The organism is Azotobacter salinestris (assembly GCF_009363155.1).
Taxonomy (GTDB): domain Bacteria; phylum Pseudomonadota; class Gammaproteobacteria; order Pseudomonadales; family Pseudomonadaceae; genus Azotobacter; species Azotobacter salinestris.
In genome coordinates this window covers 1624660-1645002 of sequence record NZ_CP045302.1, presented here as the reverse complement: position 1 = coordinate 1645002, position 20343 = coordinate 1624660, and the positions used below count along the sequence as shown (strand labels likewise).

The following is a 20343-nucleotide window of genomic DNA, read 5'->3' as shown; positions in this document are numbered from 1 at the left end:
GATGACCGACTACAAAGCGACCCTCAACCTGCCGGAAACGGCATTCCCGATGAAGGCCGGCCTGCCGCAGCGCGAGCCGGAGACGCTGAAGCGCTGGAACAGCATTGGCCTGTATCAGAAGCTGCGGCAGATCGGTGAGGGACGTCCGAAGTTCATCCTGCACGACGGCCCGCCCTATGCCAACGGCAACATTCACATCGGCCATGCGGTCAACAAGATCATCAAGGACATGATCGTCCGCTCGAAGACCCTCGCCGGCTTCGATGCCCCCTATGTGCCGGGCTGGGACTGCCATGGCCTGCCCATCGAGCACAAGGTAGAGACCACCTTCGGCAAGAACCAGCCGGCGGATCTGACCCGCGAGCGTTGCCGCGCCTATGCCGCCGAGCAGGTCGAGGGGCAGAAGGCCGATTTCATCCGCCTCGGCGTGCTCGGCGACTGGGAAAACCCCTACAAGACCATGGAGTTCGCCAACGAGGCCGGGGAAATCCGCGCCCTGGCGAAAATGGTCGAGGGCGGCTTCGTGTTTAAGGGCCTGAAGCCGGTGAACTGGTGCTTCGACTGTGGCTCGGCGCTGGCCGAGGCGGAGGTCGAGTATCAGGACAAGAAGTCCGATGCCATCGACGTGCTCTTTCCGGTCGAGGATGCCGACAAGCTGGCCGCCGCCTTCGGTCTGGCGAGCCTGGCCAAGCCGGCCGGCATCGTCATCTGGACCACCACTCCCTGGACCATTCCGGCCAACCAGGCGCTGAACGTCCATCCGGACTTCACCTATGCGCTGGTCGACACCGGCGAGCGGCTGCTGGTGCTGGCCGAGGAACTGGTCGAGGGTTGCCTGACCCGCTACGGCCTGCAGGGGCAGGTGCTGGCCACCGCAAAAGGCGAGGCCCTGGAGCTGATCCGCTTCCGCCATCCGTTCTACGAGCGCCTCTCGCCGGTCTACCTGGCCGACTACGTCGGGCTGGACGCCGGCACCGGCATCGTCCACTCGGCGCCGGCCTACGGCGAGGACGACTTCCGCTCCTGCAAACAGTACGGCATGAGCAACGACGAGATCCTCAGCCCAGTGCAGAGCAACGGCGTATATGTGGAGTCGCTGCCGTTCTTTGGCGGCCAGTTCATCTGGAAGGCCAACCCGAACATCGTCGCCAAGCTCGCCGAGGTCGGCGCCCTGCTCAAGCACGAGAGCATCCAGCACAGCTACATGCACTGCTGGCGGCACAAGACCCCGCTGATCTACCGCGCCACTGCCCAGTGGTTCGTCGGCATGGACAGCCGGGCCAAGGATGGCAGCACCCTGCGCGAGCGCGCCCTGGCAGCCATCGAGCAGACCCAGTTCGTCCCCGCCTGGGGCCAGGCGCGCCTGCACGGGATGATCGCCGGCCGTCCGGACTGGTGCATCTCGCGCCAGCGCAACTGGGGGGTGCCGATTCCCTTCTTCCTGCACAAGGAAAGCGGCGAGCTGCATCCGCGCACCGTCGAGCTGATGGAAGAGGTGGCCAAGCGCGTCGAGCGCGAAGGCATCGAGGCCTGGTTCAGGCTCGATCCGGCCGAACTGCTCGGTGCCGAGGCCGCACAGTACGACAAGATCGCCGACACCCTGGACGTCTGGTTCGACTCGGGCACCACCCACTGGCACGTGATGCGCGGCTCGCATCCCATGGGTCATGACCAGGGCCCGCGCGCCGACCTCTACCTGGAGGGTTCCGACCAGCACCGCGGCTGGTTCCATTCCTCGCTCTTGACCGGCGCGGCCATCGACGGTCATGCGCCGTACCGCGGCCTGCTGACCCACGGCTTCACCGTGGACGAGAACGGCCGCAAGATGTCCAAGTCCCTCGGCAACGTCATCGCCCCGCAGGAAATCACCGACAGCATGGGCGCCGACATCCTGCGCCTGTGGGTATCGGCGACCGACTACTCCGGCGAGATGGCGGTGTCCAAGCAGATCCTCCAGCGCAGTGCCGACGCCTACCGGCGCATCCGCAACACTGCGCGCTTCCTGCTTTCCAACCTCAACGGCTTCGATCCGGCGAAGGATCTGCTGGCTGCCGAGGACATGCTGGCGCTGGATCGCTGGGCGGTGGACCGCGCCCTGCTGCTGCAGCGCGAGATCGAGGAGGCTTTCGACAGCTATCGCTTCTGGGTCGTCTACCAGAAGGTGCACAACTTCTGCGTGCAGGAGCTGGGCGGCTTCTACCTCGACATCATCAAGGACCGCCAGTACACCTGTGCCACCGACAGCGTGGCGCGTCGCTCCTGCCAGAGCGCCATGTACCACATCGGCGAGGCGCTGGTGCGCTGGATCGCACCGATCCTGGCGTTCACCGCCGAGGAGATCTGGCAGTATCTGCCGGGCGAGCGCAACGAGTCGGTGATGCTCAACACCTGGTATCAGGGTCTCTGCGCACTGCCGGAAGGCTTCGCCCTGGATCGCGCCTTCTGGGAGCGGGTCATGGCGGTCAAGGCCGCGGTGAACAAGGAGCTGGAGAACCAGCGCAATGCTAAGGCCATCGGTGGCAACCTGCAGGCCGAGGTCACCCTGTTCGCCGAGCCGGTCTTGGCCGAACGCCTGGCCCTGCTGGGCGACGAGCTGCGCTTCGTGCTGATCACCTCAGCCGCCCGGGTCCAGCCCCTCGAGGCCGCGCCGGCCGATGCGGTGGATACCGAGGTCGGCGGTCTGCGGATCCGGGTAGTCAAGTCGGCCCACGTCAAATGCGCCCGCTGCTGGCACCACCGCGAAGACGTCGGCGCCGATCCGGCGCATCCGGAAATCTGCGGGCGCTGCGTGGAGAACATCCAGGGCGAAGGCGAGGTCCGCCGGCATGCGTGATCTGCATTGCAGGCGCGGCAGGTCAGGTATGCGCCCATGAATTCCCGTTTCGGCAAGCTTCCCTGGCTCTGGCTGAGCCTGCTGGTATTCGTCCTCGACCAGGCCAGCAAGCTCTATTTCGAGGGCACCCTGCGACTCTACCAGCAGATCGAGATCGTTCCCGGTCTGTTCAGCTGGACCCTGGCCTACAATACCGGCGCCGCCTTCAGCTTCCTCGCCGGCGAGTCCGGCTGGCAGCGCTGGCTGTTCGCCCTGATCGCCATCGCAGTCAGTGGCGTGCTGGTGGTCTGGCTCAAGCGCCTCCAGGCCGCCGAGACCTGGCTGGCCGTCGCTCTGGCTCTGGTGCTGGGCGGCGCCGTGGGCAATCTGTTCGATCGTGTGGCCTATGGCCATGTGATCGACTTCATCCTGGTGCACTGGCAGGACCGCTGGTTCTTCCCGGCATTCAACCTGGCCGACAGTGCCATTACCGTGGGCGCCATCATGCTGGCGCTGGATATGTTCATCAGCAAGAAGTCCGGAGAAACCGCCCATGACTGAGCTGCGTATCGGTCCCGATCGGGAAGTCACCCTACATTTTGCCATCAAGCTCGACTCGGGCGATGTGGTCGACAGCACCTTCGACAAGCGTCCGGCCACCTTTCGGGTCGGCGATGGCAATCTGTTGCCCGGTTTCGAGCTGTCCCTCTACGGCCTCAAGGCCGGCGACCGGCGCGCCCTGCCGATCGCGCCGGAGCAGGGCTTCGGCCGGCCCAACCCACAGAACGTGCAGGTCATGCCACGCAGCCAGTTCGAGGGCATGGAACTCTCGGAAGGCCTGCTGGTGATCTTCAACGACGCAGCCAGCGGCGAGATGCCGGGGGTCGTCAAGTCCTTCGACGACAAGCAGGTCACCGTCGACTTCAATCATCCGCTGGCCGGACGCGACTTGACCTTCGAGGTGGAAATCCTCGAGGTCAAACCCGTCTGAGCATCGGAGATCCGGCGGGCGAGACCCGCCGCGGCCGTCACCCGCCATTTCCCGCCGAGGCCCCCATGCACATCAAGCTCGCCAATCCCCGTGGCTTCTGCGCTGGCGTCGATCGCGCCATCGAGATCGTCAACCGCGCCCTGGAGGTCTTCGGCCCGCCGATCTACGTGCGCCATGAGGTGGTGCACAACAAGTTCGTGGTGGAGGACCTGCGCTCGCGCGGAGCCATCTTCGTCGAGGAGCTGGATCAGGTGCCGGACAACGTCATCGTCATCTTCAGCGCCCACGGCGTGTCCCAGGCGGTGCGCCAGGAGGCCGAGCGGCGCGGGCTCAAGGTGTTCGACGCCACCTGTCCGCTGGTGACCAAGGTGCACCTGGAGGTCGCTCGCTACAGTCGCGACGGCCGCGAGTGCATTCTCATCGGCCACCAGGGGCATCCGGAAGTGGTGGGCACCATGGGGCAGTACGATACGGCCAAGGGTGGCGCCATCTATCTGGTGGAGGACGAGGAGGATGTCGCCCGCCTGCAGGTGCGCAATCCCGGATTCCTGGCTTTCGTCACCCAGACCACCCTGTCCATGGACGACGCCGCCCGGGTGATCGATGCCTTGCGCGCCCGCTTTCCGAGCATTGGTGGCCCGCGCAAGGACGATATCTGCTATGCCACCCAGAACCGCCAGGACGCGGTCAAGCAACTGGCCAGCGAGTGTCAACTGGTGCTGGTGGTCGGCAGTCCCAGCAGCTCCAATTCCAATCGCCTGCGCGAGCTGGCCGAGCGCATGGGGGTCCCCGCCTATCTGGTCGACGGTGCCGAGGATCTGCGCCGCGAATGGTTCGAAAATGTCCTGCGTGTCGGCATCACTGCCGGCGCCTCGGCTCCGGAAGTGCTGGTGCGCGGAGTCATCGAGCGTTTGCAGCAGTGGGGCATCGCCGATGTCGAGGAGCTTACTGGACGGGAGGAGAATGTCACCTTCTCGATGCCGAAGGAATTGCGGGTGGTGCAGGTGGACTAAACCGTTTGCATCGATATTCCGCTGCGGAGTCTGAGTAAGGACACCTCTTCATTTCTCAAGTTGGTAGTTGCCTTGCAGCGCCACGTCAAAATTGCGCACTTATCCTGAGAACGGGCAGGGTAAGGGCGCTATCTTCACCTCCATTCATGCCCGGCAGCGTCATTGGCCGAGCGGAGCCAGAGCTTTTCAGGCTCTTGGCGAACTCCCGCACGCCGCGGTTTGACCGTGGTTGGGGTTTCATGCCGCTGCGACTGGGCGTACGCACCGACTTGTGCCTTGGATGGGGGTGTTTGATGGTCTTTGAGCGAAGCCGCTTGGCTCGTGCGCGGTATTCGTCGGGTTTCACACTGATCGAATTGATGATCACAGTGGTGATCGTCGCCATCCTCATGGGCATCGCACTGCCGAGTTATCGGCAGCATGTGGTCAGGTCGAATCGTGCGGCGGCCGAGGCCTTCATGCTCGAAGTGGCCAACCGACAGGAACGCTATCTCCTCGATAGACGCACCTATGCCGACAGCCTCGATGCCCTGGGGATGTCGCTGGGAGCGGATGTCTCTTCGAATTACACGGTCGCAGTCACCAGTTCATCCAGTGCAGGCCTGACCTACACCATCACCGCCACTCCCATTGGCGCGCAACTGGCCAGCGATACGGAGTGCGGGGTGCTCACCCTCGATCAACTGGGTGCCAAAACGGCGGAAGGCGGCGGTTCGCGCTGCTGGAAATAAGGTGAAGGCCATGAAGTTCAGCAGTATGGCTTCGCGAAAAACGCCGGTTGCCGGTTTTACCCTGGTCGAGTTGCTGGTCGTCATTGTCCTTCTCGGGATCCTGACGACCTTGGCCGTTCCCTCCTTCACCCAGTATCAGGCCTCGCAGGCCGTGCGAAACGCTGCATCGGATTTGGTTTTCGCCATGAGCTTCGCCCGCAGCGAGGCGGTAAAGCGCAACACCGACGTAACGGTTTCCGCCACCAGCACATGGGACGGCGGATGGGTCGTCAAGGCCGGAACCCTGATGCTGCGGGAGTTTGCCTCTCACGCGGGGGTGGAGATCGAGTCGGATGTGACTGCGATTACTTACAAGGGCACGGGGCGCGCGACTGCCGGGGCAACCTTTGACATTACTCCTCTGGCCGAGGGAGTGACGGCGCAATGCGTAAGAGTCTCGGGAAGCGGCAAGCCCAACAACCGTACGGGGGCATGTGGCTGATGAACCGACAATCGAGCAATGCAGGGTTCACGCTGATCGAGATCCTTGTGGCGCTGACAATCTTCATGGTCAGTTCGCTCGGGATTGCCGGTCTGGTGACGCGCACGGTGCAGCAGGAGAGCGAGTCCTATCAGCGGGTGCAGGCCCTCATCCTGCTGCAGGATATGCAGGAAAAGCTGGGAGCGAACCGCCAGGCCGCCGGTTGCTATGCCAGTACGGATACTCTGGGCACCGGCTTCGACAGCAGCGGCATCAACTGCAGTGACGGCTCCGCTGCTCAGCAGGCCATTGCCGTCGCCGATCTGCAGCGATGGGACAGCAGCCTCAAGGGAGCGGCGGAAAAGGACGGCACCACCAACGTGGGAGCCCTGATCGGTGCGCGAGGCTGCATCCGCCTGGTCGATGAGAGAACCTACCGCATCACGATCGCCTGGCAGGGCTTGGGAGATACCGTCGCGCCAGGAAACGACTGCGGGAAGGACAGTTATGGATCGGAAACCCTGCGTCGAACCGTCAGTGCGCTGGTGCGCTTGGGGAAACTCTCTTCATGAAATTGCCTGTTGTGCCAGTACCCTTCCGTTCTGCCCGATACCCCGAAGGTGCCATCATGAAAGGCCGCTCCCGTCAGGTCGGTCTCGGCCTGGTCGAGATCATGATCGCCCTGGCGATCGGGGCCTTCATGCTCGGTGGTGTGCTGAGCCTGGTGATCTGGGTGAGCCAGGCCCGAACGGAGCTCAACAAGACCTCCGAGCAGATCGAGAACGGTCGCTATGCCATCCAGCTGTTGAGCGACGAGCTGCGCCTTGCGGGCTTCTACGGAGCTTCCCAGGTAGTGGCGTCATCCCATAGCGCCCCCTCTGCCTGCACGACGACCATGACCGGTCTCGGATTTGCCTTTACCGATGTCGGCGGGGCCTTCAACGCGCAGCTTCCTGCTGCACTACAGGGATACGCCTCCCTGTCCACGACCGGTGATGATGTCTCCTGCCTCAGCAATGCGCGCAGCGACAGCGAAGCCCTGCTGGTTCGCCGCGCCGAGACGAGCAGTGTGGTGACTGCCACGGCAGGTGTTCCCTACATACAGCTGTCACAGTGCCAGACTGATGCGAGGCCGATGACCTCCAACATGGATTCCGGATTCACAGATTTCGATCTCTTGGGCAAGGACTGCGCGACGACTCAGAAAGCGGAATTGTGGCCCTATGTCTTGCGCACTTACTACCTGAGCAGCTGTGACATCTGCAGTCCGAGTGACGGCATTCCCACCCTGAAGGTGGCTGAGCTGAAGGAGGTGGGCGGAGCGCTGAGCATCGTCACCCAGTCGCTGGCCGAGGGTATCGAGGACATCCATTTCGAATATGGAATGGATCTGGATACCAATGGTGCGCCCGACTGCTATGTCTCTGACCCGAGGGTCGATACGGCGCCGGCTGCCGCGAATTGCCCGACGACCGGCTGGTCGACCGCGGATGCGACGAACTGGTCGAACGTGGTCAGCGTGCGGATCAACCTGTTGGCCAGGAGTACCCAGACGAGCCCCGGCTGGATGGACACGCGGACCTACGATCTTGGACGCGAGACCTTGTCCGGCCCCTTCGAGGACAACTACCGACGCCAGGTATACAGCGCCGTGGTGACCTTGCCCAATGTTTCGGGGGAGCGTGAAGAATGAGCAGACGTCTGCAGAACCGGCCCGATCGGCAGAAAGGGGCGGTACTGGTCGTGGTTCTCGTCATGCTGGGCATCCTGACCCTCATCGTCGCGGCCATGGTCAACAGCTCGAACATCAACTTCCGCATCGCCGGCAACCAGCAATACCGCAGCGAGGCCCAGTTGACCGCGCAGAATGCGATCGAGGAATACATCAGCAACGAGGCCAACTTCACGATTCCACTGCCGACGGTAGCGATCAGCATTCCCACGGATCTGGACGGCGACGGTGTGAATGAGTTTTCCGCCGTCGTGGAGCCGCCGCTCTGCCTGCGCTCCATTCCCATCAAGCTGACCGAGCTGAATGTGAAGAACGCGGACGACGCCTCTTGTTACGGCAGCGGTGCGGTACAGGAGAGCGGCCTGTTGAGCGATGGGGTGGCAACCGGCAACTCCTGGTGCTCGAAGATGATGTGGGATGTGCATGCCAGCGTCGACGACAGCGCGCTGACGAATGCCCGGGTCGAGGTGCATCAGGGCGTCTATCTCAGGACGTTGCTCGGCACGCCGTGCCCCTGAGCCTTTCTTTCGAAGTAGTAGCGGCAGGGAGAGTGGTCGTGAAGAGGTTTTCAATCCGGTGTGCCGTGGCAGTGTTGCCCATGCTGTTGGGCAGCCACACCGTTTTCGCACAGGACATCGATATCTATACCGGCATCAACCCGGCGGGCGGCAACGTGCCGACGGTCCTGCTGGTCTGGGACAATGCGGCCAACAACAGTGCCAGTGCCGAGGAGGTCTGCACGCAGTATGCCGATGGCAGCGGTGCGCCAAGTCTCGGGACCAAGACGGCCGCGGGCATGGAGCAGTGTGCGATGGTCAATGCCCTGCACGCGCTGCGTAGCGATCCGAACCTGGTGGGCATGATCAGGATCGGCCTGATGGTGTTCAACAAGAACGGCTTCAACAGCGGCAACGGTCAGTGCGGTTATCTGGTGCATGCTCCCCAGTTGATGGACAGGGAGGGTCTCGATAGCCTGATCGCGAAGATCAAGGCGTTCAAGGATACCGGCTCCAACACCATCAAGACCAATAGCGTGGCAGTAGGTGCGACCATGGCCGAAGCCTGGGCCGCGTTGAATGGTAGAAGCACCTCGTGTTCGGGAGTGAACTATTCCACGCTCGCCGAGGTAGCGACCCAGTGTCGCGACGCAGTGCTGATCTACATCGGCAATGCCTTCACCAACAGCAACCCGGGCGATGGCGGGGATGCAGATGTCTTTCTCAAGCAGGAGCTGAGCGAGGTTTTCGGCTATGCCTCCGGCTCCAATGAATATTCCCTGTTCAGCAAGCCGATCGCAGTGCCCCTGCTGAACACTTCGGGCAACACCAACAACGATTACTGGGCGGACGAATGGGCCCGCTTCATGAAGCGGGTTTCGGTGATCGACAGCAATGCTGCCGACAAGAACGTCACGACGTACACCATTTCGGTGAGCGATCTGACCAACCAGGCTCAGGCCCAGAGCACCATCAACTACTATGCCGAGATGGCCAAGCAGGGTGGGGGCAAGAGTTTTCTGGTCGATGTCAAGGATACCGATGGCCTGTCCAATGCGCTGTTCACCGTGTTCAACGACGTGCAGGCCAAGAACAGCGTCTTCGCCTCCGCCACTCTACCGGTGACGGCGAACACCCAGGGCACCTACCTCAACCAGGTGTTCGTGGCCATGTTCCGCCCGGACGGCGATGCCAGTCCGCGCTGGTACGGCAACCTCAAGCAGTATCAACTGGGCTTGGATGCCGGCGGGAACATCGTTCTGACCGACTCCACGGAAAATCCCGATGCAGGAGCCGTCACCTCGAAGACCAACCCGACCACGGGGGCCATTTCGCCCGAGGCAGTCAGCTTCTGGACGACCAACTCACCCGGCGTGAGCGGCTGGCCGGCCACCGGCTTCTGGATCAACAGCCCCTCCGGTGAGGGATTGCAATACGATTCCCCGGATGGCGACCTGGTCGAGAAGGGCGGTGCCGCGCAGATGGCGCGTGCCGACAACTTGGCGGCAAGCTATGCCGATAGCAGCAACGACAACGCTCGCAACCTGTGGACCTGTAACAGCATCGATGGATGTGATTCGGACCTGAGCGAGTTTTCCACGGCGAATTCCACGCTGATGGCGAATGCTCTTACCCTGTTCGGTGCGGGAGCGGGTACTTCCTATTCTGGCGGCCTCACGGCTGGAGTCGGGTTCACGACGACCCAGGGCGTGACATGCAATACGGCGAATAGCCAAAGCTGTACGTTCAATGTTCCCTATTCAAGTGACGTTACCTTGACTCCAGGGGATATCGTCTCGAACAGTCTGACGGATACTTTGCAGGCTCGATGCAATTTGCCTGCGGGCTGCGCTGTGGAAAGCGTTCTGGGAAGCGTCTTCAGCTTCACTCTCGGCGGTCTGCAGCGCAACTCGACCTATTCGATTCCGAACGGAGCCCTGTTTCACAAGGCTGATCGCAATGTGACTGTCAATACCGGTGCCATAGCTCATGGCCTGAACGTCGGCGATTCGGTCATGCTCAAGAGTTGTTCCGTTCCCGCTAGCGCTGACGGCACCGTATATGGTTTGTCTGGCCTCCCCAGCAGTGGCAGCAGAACTGTGATCGTCACGGGAGCGACGACCAATACCTTCACCTTCAAATGGGACGACCCGGCGATAACCCTGCCGGGGGCCGATGTCAGTTGCTCCATCGAGCCCGCGCTGAGCGCCGGCAACCTGATCAATTGGGTGCGGGGCTGGGATGTCGCCGGCAACGAGGACATGGCCGGGCCCGGAGGGACAGTCACCGTGCGTCCTTCTCTGCACGGCGATGTGCTGCACTCCCGGCCGGCGGTCATCAACTATGGTGGCGATACGGGCGTGGTGGTGTTCTATGGCGCCAACGACGGCATCTTCCGGGCCGTGAACGGCAATCAGACTGCATCCATCGACGGCGTCCGGGCAGGGGGCGAACTCTGGGGGTTCATCGCGCCCGAGTTCCATGGCAAGTTCAAGCGTCTGTTCCGAAATTCGCCATTGATCGATATCGCCGGCGTCATGGATATCAGCAAGCAGCCCAAGGACTACTTCTTCGACGGCTCGACCACCGTCCTGCGCGATACGCGCTCGAACACCGAGGCGTCCACCAAGGACAAGACCTATATCTATCTGACCGCACGGCGGGGAGGGCGTCTGATCTACGCCCTCGACGTGACCGATCCGAAGACGCCGAAATTTCTCTGGAGAAAGACCAATGCGGACATCAAGGAGCTTGGGCAGACCTGGTCGCAGCCGAAGGTGGCGGTGCTGAGCAGCCGTACAGATCCGGTGTTGATCATGGGGGCCGGTTATGCGCCGGAGCAGGATGCCGACCCGGTCGCGAGTGATGACTCCATGGGGCGTGGCGTACTGATTCTGGATGCGGTGACCGGCAAGGTGGTCTGGGCTGCGTTGGCCGACTGTTCCGGCGTCGATCTGGCCAGCGACGGGGCGTGCGTCTCGACCGGTGCGCCAACCGATGCCGTGGCCGCCGATGTCACCCTGGTCGACCGCAACTCGGACGGCTATGTCGATCGGGTCTATGCTGCGGACGTGGGGGGCAATATCTGGCGCGTCGACCTTGATCCGAACGGCTTCGGCGGGGTATCCACACCCGCTGACTGGAAGATCACCAAGCTGGCGGCACTGGGCGGTGACGGAAACAGTGCGCGGAAGTTCCTGTTCGCCCCGGATGTGATCACGACCAGCGCTTTCGATGCCATCATGGCGGTATCCGGTGACCGTGAGCATCCACTCTACACCACCGATACGACAGCGGGGATGGCCTACAACGTGCAGAACCGGATCTACATGATCAAGGACACGCAGACTGGCTCGCTCATGACCACCGGTTTCACTCCCCTGACCGATGAGGACCTGGAGCCCAACCCCGATCAGCGCCAGCCCTTCGATGCCACGCTCGATACCATCGATGGCTATTACATCGATCTTCCCAATGCCGGGGAAAAGGGTGTCAATGCACCGGTCACTGTGGCCGGCAAGACCTACTTCGGGACCAACTATCCAGACGTGCCGAGGGCGAACTCCTGTACTGCCGACCTGGGCACTGCCTTGGCTTACACGCTGGATTTCAATACCGGCAAGCTGGACTTCACCAAGTTCGTCGGAGGCGGCCTGCCGCCGTCGCCGGTGACCGGGCTGGTCAACATCGGCGATGAGACGGTGCCCTTCGTCATTGGCGGCTCGGGACCCACGACCTTCGATCCCTCCATCCCGGAAATCGAGCTGAGCAACAACCGCAAGCGCGCCTACTGGTACGCCAAATAGGGCCCGACGCGGCGGCACTTCGGTGCCGCCGCACAGCCTCTCTTCCCCTGTGGTCAGGCCGGACAGCTCTGCGGCCTGCCGTCCGCGCCCTCGACCACCCCGTCACCATCGCTGTCCCTGGCACTGCGCACGCGGCCCATGCTGCTGACGATCAGCCGGGCGGCATATCGGTTCTCTGCCGAGGGGCAGAGCGCGATGCTGCCGTAGCTGCTCGCCGTGCCGTTCGGGCGGAAGCGGATACTGAAGAGGCTGGATGCATTGACCTGATAGCGGGTACCGGGCGGTACCGGTTCCTGGCGGATGAGTTCTCCGGGATCGGCCTTGCCATCCAGGTTGCGATCCACGAAGACGATGAAGAAACGAATCTCGGTCTTGACACAGCTGTGGCCGTTTCGGCTGCCGCACAGGGAAGTGGTCTTCCTCATGGTGACGGCGATGCTTCTGGCATGGCTCAGCAGGGATCTGACCTGCTGTGCCGCACTGTTCTTCTGACTGTTCAGGCTCAGATGGGTAAAGGCGGGAACGGCCAGGCTCAGCAGTATGCCGAGAATGGCCGTCGAAGTGAGGGCTTCGCCCAAGGTGAAGCCCCGTGCGTACCGTCGCTGGATGTTGCGCATTGTTTCCTTCCCTGGATTTCGGCTCCATGCCGATCAAGCAGCATACAAAGCGTCATGGCGGTGGTATGCCGAGCAGGCGGCAGTTTTTATTCATGGCGGCAGACCCATGGCCGGATCGGCCTTGGCATGCCACTCCCGGCAGGCGTATAACGGGCCGATTTACAGCCTGTTTTCGTGGGGGAGGATGCGATGCGAGTCCTGGTGGTTGGCGGTGGCGCCATCGGTATGTTGTCGGCTCTGCGCTTGGCGGAGGCCGGTCTGGAGGTCCGTCTGCTGGATCAGGGCCGGCTCGGCCAGGAGTCCTCCTGGGCTGGTGGCGGCATCGTGTCGCCGCTCTACCCCTGGCGCTACAGCCCGGCAGTGACGGCGCTCGCGCACTGGTCGCAGGATTTCTATCCGGCGCTCGGAGAGCGTCTGAAACGGGAGACTGGTATCGACCCCGAGGTGCATGTCACCGGCCTCTATTGGCTGGACCTGGAGGACGAGGCCGAGGCGCTGGCCTGGGCGGCACGGGAGGGCCGGCCGCTGGAGGCCGTGGATATCGACTCCGTGCGCCGGGCGGTGCCGGCGCTGGGGGCGGGTTTCTCGCGGGCGCTGTTCATGTCGGGCGTGGCCAATGTGCGCAATCCGCGTCTGCTCGCCTCGCTGCGCGAAGCACTGGCGCGCATGTCCAACGTGACCCTCGAGGAGAATCTGCCGGTGACCGGCTTCGTCTGCGAGGGCGAGCGGGTGGTCGGGGTGCGCACGGCGTCCGGCGAGCTGCGTGCCGACCGTGTGGTGATCGCCGCCGGTGCCTGGAGCGGCGAACTGCTCGCCACTCTGGGGCTGGAGCTGCCGGTCAAGCCGATGAAGGGCCAGATGATCCTCTACAAGTGCGCCGAGGATTTCCTGCCGCGGATGGTGATGGCCGACGGGCGCTACGCGATTCCGCGGCGGGATGGGCACATCCTGGTGGGCAGCACCCTGGAGGATGTCGGCTTTGACAAGACTCCCACCAAGGAGGCTTTCGCAAGTCTCAAGGCGTCCGCCGAGGCGTTGTTGCCAGCGCTTTCCGGCGCCGAGGTGGTCAAGCAGTGGGCTGGGCTGCGGCCGGGCTCTCCCGAGGGCATTCCCTATATCGGCCCGGTGCCAGGCTTCGAGGGGCTGTGGCTGAACTGCGGGCATTTCCGCAACGGGTTGGTGCTGGCGCCGGCGTCCTGCCAACTGCTCGCCGACCTGTTGCTGGCACGCGAGCCGATCATCGATCCGGCGCCCTATGCGCCGGCAGGACGGATCGGCCGGCGCTGAGTCCGGCCTTGGCAGTATGGCGGGTTGCAACCTGCCGGACGTGGCAAGGGCCTTCGAGGTGTGCCCGATGGCGCACGGCCTCAGTCGATGCCCAGTTTCTTCAGGCGGTAGCGCATGGAGCGGAAGGTCAGGCCCAGGCGCTGCGCGGCGGCGGTACGATTCCAGCGCGCTTCCTCGAGGGCCTGCATGATCAGCCGGCGCTCGAGTTCCTCCAGGTAGTCCTCGAGGTTGTCGATGCCGGCCAGCGAGGTTTCGCCGCTCTCGCCCGGGCTCGGGGTGTCGCAGAGGCGCAGGTCGCGGGCCTGGATCAGGTCGTCCTCGCAGAGGGTATGGGCCCGCTCCAGCATGTTCTCCAGTTCGCGCACGTTGCCCGGGAAGCGGTAGCTCTGGAGCTTTTCCAGGGCTTCCTCGCTGAGCCGGGCAGCAGGCAGGCCGGCGTCTTCCGCCAGGCGCGCCAGCATGATCGCCGCCAGCGCCGGAATGTCCTCGCGCCGCTCGCGCAGCGGCGGAACGTGCAGCTCGATGACGTTCAGGCGGTAATAGAGATCCTGGCGGAAACGGCCGGCAGCGACCTCGGCGGCCAGATCCTTGTGGGTCGCGCTGAGGATACGCACGTCCACCACCACCTCCTGCTGGCCGCCGACCGCGCGCACGGCCTTTTCCTGAATGGCGCGCAGCAGTTTGACCTGCATCGGCAGCGGCAGGTCGGCTACCTCGTCGAGGAACAGGGTGCCGCCGCTGGCGACCTGGAACAGGCCCTGCTTGTCCTCGATGGCGCCGGTGAAGCTTCCCTTGCGATGGCCGAAGAACTCGCTCTCCATCAGCTCCGAGGGAATGGCACCACAATTCACCGGGACGAAGGGGCGCTCGGCGCGCGGGCCTTGCTCGTGGATCAGGCGGGCCACCACTTCCTTGCCGCTACCGGACTCGCCACTGACGTAGACCGGCGCCTGGCTGCGCGCCAGCCTGGCGATCTGCTTGCGTAGGGTGCGCATCGGCGGCGAGTCGCCGATCAGCCGGTTGTCCACCGGCGCCTCCTCGCCAACCGGCGCATGCAGGCGCAGGGCGGTGGCCACCAGTTCGCGCAGGCGGGCCAAGTCGACCGGCTTGGTCAGGAAGTCGAAGGCGCCGGCCTTGAGCGCGTTGACCGCGGTATCCAGACTGCCGTAGGCAGTGATCATGGCGACCGGGACCTGGGCGTGATGCTGCTGAATGTACTGCACCAGCTCGAGGCCGCTACCGTCGGGCAGGCGCATGTCGGTCAGGCACAGATCGAAGCGCTCGCGGCCCAGCCATTCGCGCGCCTCCTGGAGGTTGCGTGCGCTGCGGGTGTCGAGCTTCATCCGGCCCAAGGTGATTTCCAGCAGTTCGCGGATGTCGGGCTCGTCGTCGACGATCAGGGCTTTCTGGCGGACACTCATAGTCGGGCTCGGTTGCAGGTGGCGAAGGGGAGAGGGGAAGAGGGGGACATCCGGAATCTGTCTAGCTCAGCTTGCGCGGATGGGCGAAGGTGATGCGGAAGCAGCCGCCCTTGCCTTCGTCCCCGCGGTAGTCGAGGCGGGCCTGATTGCTCTCGCACAGCTCGCGGGAGAGGTACAGTCCCAGCCCGGTTCCCTTGCTTTCCGTGGTGAAGAACGGCTCGAAAATGTGCTCGATCTGCGCGGCCGGCACGCCGGGCCCGTCGTCGCGCACCTCGAGCACCGGCAGGTCGCTTTCCGGATCGCGGAACAGTTTGAGCCAGACCTGCCCCTGCGGATGACATTGGGCGCTGTAGCGCAGGCCGTTCTGGACCAGGTTGTTGAGAACCTGGATGAGCTGGTTCGAATCCATGCGGGTCTTCAGGGAGCCGCTCTGAATTTCCAGATGCAGGATCTGGTTTGGTGCTGCCGAGGCGCGATATTCGCTGGCGAAGCGGTGCAGCCAGTATTTCAAGTCGAGCAGCTGCGGTTGTGCCTGGCGCCGGCGCGACAGCTGCAGCACGTTCTCGATCACCAAGTTCATGCGTCGCGACTGATCCTGGATGATCTGCGCCAGGCGCCGGTCAGGGCCGTCGAGGTCGTCGGACTCCTGCAGCAACTGCGCCGCATGGCTGATGGCGCCGAGCGGATTGCGGATCTCGTGGGCGATGCCGGCGGTCAGGCGGCCGAGCGAGGCGAGCTTGAGCTGCTGAGCCTGCTGGGCGATCTGCGAGACATCCTCGAGGAAAACCAGGATGCTCTGCTTTCCGCCTCGCGTGAGCGGAACGAAGTTCGGCTGCACCAGCGGGCCATGGGGCAGGGTGTGCAGATCCTGCGGGCGCAGGGTCGGGTTCTGCTGCCAATGTTTCAGGCGTTCGACCAGCGCAGGGCAGTGACCGGCGAGTGGCTGGCCGACCAGTGCGGGATTGCCGAGCAGGGTGAAGGCGCTCTGATTGGCCAGCAGCACCTGCTGCTGCGGGTCGAGCACCAGGATGCCGGTCCGCATGCGCTCCAGGATCTGCGCGTTCAGGGCCTGCAGGTCGGCGACCTCGGCGGCGCGTCGCTCGGCCAGGGATTCGCTGCGCTGCAGGCGGCGGGTCAGGCTCTGCACGAGCAGCGCAGCGGCGAAGCACAGCGAGCCCAATGCTCCCGCATGCACGTACTGGGTGGCTGCCGCGGGACGGTTGAGTCCCAGGTAGAAGGTCATGTAGACCAGACCGCTGGCCGCCACGGCGGCGATCAGCAGGCCGATCCGGCCGCGCAGGAGGATGTTGGCGACGGCGACCGAGACGATGATCAGGTTGCCGATGCCGCTGGACGGGCCTCCGGCCGTATAGAGCAGACCCGAGAGCAGGATCACGTCGACCAGCGCCAGGCTGAACAGCTGCAGGGGCTTGGGGTGGTGTACCAGGACGGCGACCAGGATGTTCAGGATCAGGTAGAGCCAGCTGCCATGGCGGAACAGGTCCGGGTAAGCGACCTGCAACAGTCGCTCGTCCAGATTGCTGGAGATCAGCAGTACCAGCAGCAGGCCGATCACCAGCCGGTACAGGTGGTACAGGCGCAGGACGTTGCCGCTCGGCACGCTGCCGGCCAGCGAGGCGCTGTCCTTCGGCAGGGGTTTAGCGCCCACCGTGTCGCGGGCCCTGGGTCAGATGCGCCTGGCTGCAGTACCAGAGACTGTCTTCGGCGAGGGCTTCCTCGCGCGGCAGATGTATGCCGCAGTGAGCGCAGCGCACCATGGGCTTGGGGGGTTCGGCGCCGCTCTTGGCGGCGGGGGGCGAAGCCGGACGCGTCAGCCGGCGCCAGAGCCAGATGACGGCGATGATGACGAGGATCCAGAACAGCAGACGAAACAGGCCCATGGGGTGCTCTAATCGAAAGAGAGGTGGCATTTTAGCAAGCCGGAGTTTCCCGGGGCCATGTCGTTGCCTGCTTCCGTGCACCGGTCGGCATGCTTCGGAAGGTGTTGCCCAGTTCGCCCCGGAGCCTGCGTGCGTTGTTTCCGCGGGCGTCGATGCGGGAGAATGGATTTTTTCGGAGCGCGCGCGTGTGCATGCCGGGCGCGTCATACTCATCGGTGGAGACGGCCATGAGCCAAACCCTGCGGGTCGTGATGGCCCAACTGAATCTGCGCGTCGGCGATGTGCACGGCAATGTCGAGCGCATCATCGAGGCAGCCTGCAGCGCCCGCGACGACTGGGGCGCGGATGTCATCGTGTTTCCCGAGCTGGCGCTGTGCGGCTACCCGCCGGAGGATCTGCTGCTGCGCTCGAGCATGCAGTTGCGTATCGAACAAGGCCTGCAGCGACTCAAGGACGAGGTGCGGGGTATCTATCTGGTGATCGGCTATCCCTGGCTGGAAGATGGGCAGCGCTTCAACGCCGCCGCGGTGATCGCCGATGGCGAACTTCTGGCACGCTACTACAAGCAGCATCTGCCGAACTACCGGGTGTTCGACGAGCGTCGCTATTTCGATCCGGGCAGCGAGGCCTGTCTGCTGGATATCAAGGGGGTGCCGGTGGCCCTGTCGATCTGCGAAGACATCTGGTTCTCCGGGCCCATGCGCCAGGCACGCGAGGCCGGAGCGCGGCTGATGCTCAGCCTGAATGCTTCGCCCTTCCATCTGGACAAGCAGCGCGAGCGCGAGGAGATCCTCGCTGCGCGGACGAGCGAAGGCGGCATGCCGGTGATCTACGTCAATCAGGTCGGCGGCCAGGACGAGCTGGTCTTCGACGGCGGCTCCTGCGTAGTTGCAGCGGACGGTCAGGTCGTCCAGCGTGCGCCGGCCTTCATCGAAGGGCTTTATCCGGTCGATCTCTGCGTCGAGGACGACGGGGCGGTGCTGCCGCGTGCCGCCAGCTGTGCGCCGCTGCCCGAGCTGGAGGCGAGCGTCTACCAGGCGCTGGTGCTGGGAGTGCGCGACTATGTGCGCAAGAACGGCTTCAAGGGGGTGATCCTGGGGCTGTCCGGCGGCATCGATTCGGCGCTGACCCTGGCCGTGGCGGTGGATGCGCTCGGTGCTGAGCGGGTCGAGGCGGTGATGATGCCCTATCACTACACGGCGCAGATGAGCCTCGAGGATGCCGAGGCCGAAGCGCGTGCGCTGGGCGTGACCTATCGGGTGCTGCCGATCGCGCCGATGGTCGAGGCCTTCATGGGTACCCTGGCGCCGGTGTTCGAGGGGCTCGGTCGGGATACCACCGAGGAGAACCTGCAGGCACGCTGCCGCGGTACCCTGCTGATGGCCATTTCCAACAAGAAGGGCTATCTGGTGCTGACCACCGGCAACAAGAGCGAGATGGCGGTAGGCTATGCGACGCTCTACGGCGACATGGCCGGCGGTTTCGACGTGCTCAAGGACGTGCCCAAGACCCTAGTGTTCCGTCTCTGCGACTACCGCAACCGCCTGGGTGCGGTGATACCCCAGCGCGTCATCGACCGTCCGCCGTCGGCCGAACTGGCTCCGGGTCAGAAGGACGAGGATTCCCTGCCGCCCTATCCAGTGCTCGACGAGATCCTCAAGCTGTACATCGAGTATGACCTCTCGGCCAACGCCATCATCGCCGAGGGCTTCGACGAGGACACCGTCAAGCGGGTGCTGCGGCTCGTGGACCTCAACGAATACAAGCGCCGACAGGCGGCCGTCGGGGTACGGGTGACCCAGCGTGGCTTCGGTCGGGACCGCCGCTATCCAATCACTTCCGGCTGGCGGCTGGGGGATTGAGCGAGGAGTATGGGCCGTCCTCATGTGGCTGGCCTACTGCTGAAACAAGAAGGGAGGCCCTTGGGCCTTCCTTCTTGTTCGTGTTGCCGGCACTGCTTCAGTCGAGTAGGCGAAGAGGATTCCACCAGGCGCGCTTGGGCTTGCGATCGGCGGCCTCGACCGCTTCGGGAGTCTCCTCGCCTTGCTTCAGGTCGGCGCGGATTTCCTGGCGGGCTTCCTCGTACATGCGACGGATATCCTGGTTGGCGCGGGTTTCGCCCGGGGGCAGCGGCGGCTTGCTTTCGATCAGGCCGAGGGTGTACTTGCCCAGCCAGGAGCGGTTGTCCTCTTCCTCCTCCAGTGGCACGAACTGCCCGTTCTGCAGGCTCGGATGATCCGGGTAGTTCAGCTTCAGGGTTTCCAGGCTGGAGGCGGCCAGTTCGTCCAGGGTCAGCCGCTGATAAGCCTCGACCATCACTGCCAGGCCATCGCCCACTGCAGGGGTCTCCTGGAGGTTCTCCACCACATAGCGGCCGCGGTTGGCGGCGGCGACGTAGGCCTCGCGCTTCAGGTAATAGTGGGCGACGTGGATCTCGTAGGCGGCCAGCAGGTTGCGCAGATAGACCATGCGCGCCTTGGCGTCCGGCGCATAGCGGCTGTTCGGAAAGCGGCTGGTGAGCTGGGCGAACTCGTTGAAGGAGTCGCGGGCCGCACCCGGGTCGCGCTTGGTCATGTCCAGCGGCAGGAAGCGCGACAGCAGGCCGCGATCCTGGTCGAAGGAGGCCAGGCCCTTGAGGTAGTAGGCGTAGTCGACATTCGGGTGCTGCGGGTGCAGGCGGATGAAGCGCTCGGCAGCAGAACGCGAGGCTTCCGTCTCCTGGCTCTTGTAATAGGCGTAGATCAGTTCGAGCTGCGCCTGTTCGGCATGGCGGCCGAACGGATAGCGCGACTCCAGGGCCTTCAGCTTGCTGGTCGCGGCGCTATAGTTCTCGTTGTTGAGGTCGTTCTGGGCCTGCTGGTACAGCTCGGTTTCGCTCAGGTTCTCGTCGACGACATCCTCCTTCTCCTTCTTCGATCCGCAGGCGGCGATGAGAACGAGCGAGGCGATCAGCAGCAGGTGTTTCAGGTGCATGGAGGCTGTGCGTCCCTGTGACGGCGGCTGTCGGGGGCCGGGCCGTCCTGTTATGATGGGCGCCCCGCGTGAGCCGGGGCAGAGGGGCCGTATTTAACCACA

Annotated in this window: 17 protein-coding genes; 12 read left to right on the top strand and 5 right to left on the bottom strand. The window is 64.0% G+C overall.

Features of this window, described 5'->3' with window-relative positions; genetic code table 11:
• Position 1 precedes the first annotated feature (1 nt).
• The 10 genes from ileS to GCU53_RS07715 all read left to right on the top strand — a co-directional run bounded on the left by ileS (position 2) and on the right by GCU53_RS07715 (position 12042).
• Entirely contained in the window at positions 2 to 2833 is a 2832-nt protein-coding gene (gene ileS / locus GCU53_RS07760; RefSeq protein ID WP_152387113.1) for an isoleucine--tRNA ligase, read from the top strand.
• A gap of 36 nt (positions 2834 to 2869) precedes the next feature.
• A complete protein-coding gene (gene lspA / locus GCU53_RS07755) occupies positions 2870 to 3373 on the top strand; it encodes a signal peptidase II (protein ID WP_152387112.1) in 504 nt (167 codons plus the stop codon).
• On the top strand, positions 3366 to 3803 hold the full coding sequence (locus GCU53_RS07750) for an FKBP-type peptidyl-prolyl cis-trans isomerase (RefSeq protein WP_152387111.1): 438 nt from the start codon (positions 3366 to 3368) through the stop codon (positions 3801 to 3803). Before lspA ends, GCU53_RS07750 begins: the two co-directional genes overlap by 8 nt.
• 65 nt (positions 3804 to 3868) lie before the next feature.
• Complete coding sequence (ispH, locus tag GCU53_RS07745) at positions 3869 to 4816, top strand: 4-hydroxy-3-methylbut-2-enyl diphosphate reductase (RefSeq protein WP_152387110.1); 948 nt, start codon at positions 3869 to 3871, stop codon at positions 4814 to 4816.
• Between the two features lie 239 nt (positions 4817 to 5055).
• On the top strand, positions 5056 to 5547 hold the full coding sequence (locus GCU53_RS26515) for a type IV pilin protein (RefSeq protein WP_280115869.1): 492 nt from the start codon (positions 5056 to 5058) through the stop codon (positions 5545 to 5547).
• 10 nt (positions 5548 to 5557) lie between these two features.
• The gene (locus tag GCU53_RS07735) at positions 5558 to 6028 is read left to right on the top strand and encodes a GspH/FimT family pseudopilin (RefSeq protein ID WP_152387109.1); all 471 of its coding nucleotides are present in this window, start codon (positions 5558 to 5560) and stop codon (positions 6026 to 6028) included.
• Positions 6019 to 6579, top strand: a complete 561-nt coding sequence (gene pilV, locus GCU53_RS07730; protein WP_152387108.1) for a type IV pilus modification protein PilV — start codon at positions 6019 to 6021, stop codon at positions 6577 to 6579. Before GCU53_RS07735 ends, pilV begins: the two co-directional genes overlap by 10 nt.
• Positions 6576 to 7700, top strand: a complete 1125-nt coding sequence (locus tag GCU53_RS07725; RefSeq protein WP_152387107.1) for a PilW family protein — start codon at positions 6576 to 6578, stop codon at positions 7698 to 7700. The genes pilV and GCU53_RS07725 overlap by 4 nt, the downstream gene beginning before the upstream one ends.
• Positions 7697 to 8257 (top strand): PilX N-terminal domain-containing pilus assembly protein, encoded by a 561-nt coding sequence (locus GCU53_RS07720; RefSeq protein WP_152387106.1) that lies wholly within the window; start codon positions 7697 to 7699, stop codon positions 8255 to 8257. The genes GCU53_RS07725 and GCU53_RS07720 overlap by 4 nt, the downstream gene beginning before the upstream one ends.
• Before the next feature lie 80 nt (positions 8258 to 8337).
• A complete protein-coding gene (locus GCU53_RS07715; RefSeq protein WP_152387105.1) occupies positions 8338 to 12042 on the top strand; it encodes a pilus assembly protein in 3705 nt (1234 codons plus the stop codon).
• 53 nt (positions 12043 to 12095) lie between these two features.
• Here the strand turns inward: GCU53_RS07715 and GCU53_RS07710 are convergent, their stop codons facing one another.
• Positions 12096 to 12659, bottom strand: a complete 564-nt coding sequence (locus tag GCU53_RS07710) for a GspH/FimT family pseudopilin (protein ID WP_152387104.1) — start codon at positions 12657 to 12659, stop codon at positions 12096 to 12098.
• Positions 12660 to 12848: 189 nt separating this feature from the next.
• On the opposite strand from GCU53_RS07710, the gene thiO reads away from it, so the two are divergent.
• Positions 12849 to 13946: a glycine oxidase ThiO gene (gene thiO / locus GCU53_RS07705; RefSeq protein WP_152387103.1), complete on the top strand. Its 1098-nt coding sequence runs from the start codon at positions 12849 to 12851 to the stop codon at positions 13944 to 13946.
• An 80-nt stretch (positions 13947 to 14026) separates the two neighbouring features.
• Here the strand turns inward: thiO and GCU53_RS07700 are convergent, their stop codons facing one another.
• The 3 genes from GCU53_RS07700 to GCU53_RS07690 form a co-directional block, all read right to left on the bottom strand.
• On the bottom strand, positions 14027 to 15367 hold the full coding sequence (locus GCU53_RS07700; RefSeq protein ID WP_152387102.1) for a sigma-54-dependent transcriptional regulator: 1341 nt from the start codon (positions 15365 to 15367) through the stop codon (positions 14027 to 14029).
• 61 nt (positions 15368 to 15428) lie between these two features.
• Positions 15429 to 17000, bottom strand: a complete 1572-nt coding sequence (locus GCU53_RS07695) for a sensor histidine kinase (RefSeq protein ID WP_244307144.1) — start codon at positions 16998 to 17000, stop codon at positions 15429 to 15431.
• Positions 17001 to 17025: 25 nt separating this feature from the next.
• Positions 17026 to 17268, bottom strand: coding sequence for a PP0621 family protein (locus GCU53_RS07690; RefSeq protein WP_152387101.1), 243 nt, complete (start codon positions 17266 to 17268; stop codon positions 17026 to 17028).
• 227 nt (positions 17269 to 17495) lie between these two features.
• Here GCU53_RS07690 and GCU53_RS07685 point away from each other — a divergent pair, with 227 nt between their 5' ends.
• Positions 17496 to 19130: an NAD+ synthase gene (locus tag GCU53_RS07685; protein WP_208845454.1), complete on the top strand. Its 1635-nt coding sequence runs from the start codon at positions 17496 to 17498 to the stop codon at positions 19128 to 19130.
• A 97-nt stretch (positions 19131 to 19227) separates the two neighbouring features.
• Here GCU53_RS07685 and GCU53_RS07680 read toward each other — a convergent pair whose 3' ends face one another.
• The gene (locus tag GCU53_RS07680) at positions 19228 to 20241 is read right to left on the bottom strand and encodes an outer membrane protein assembly factor BamD (protein WP_152387099.1); all 1014 of its coding nucleotides are present in this window, start codon (positions 20239 to 20241) and stop codon (positions 19228 to 19230) included.
• Positions 20242 to 20343: the final 102 nt, after the last annotated feature.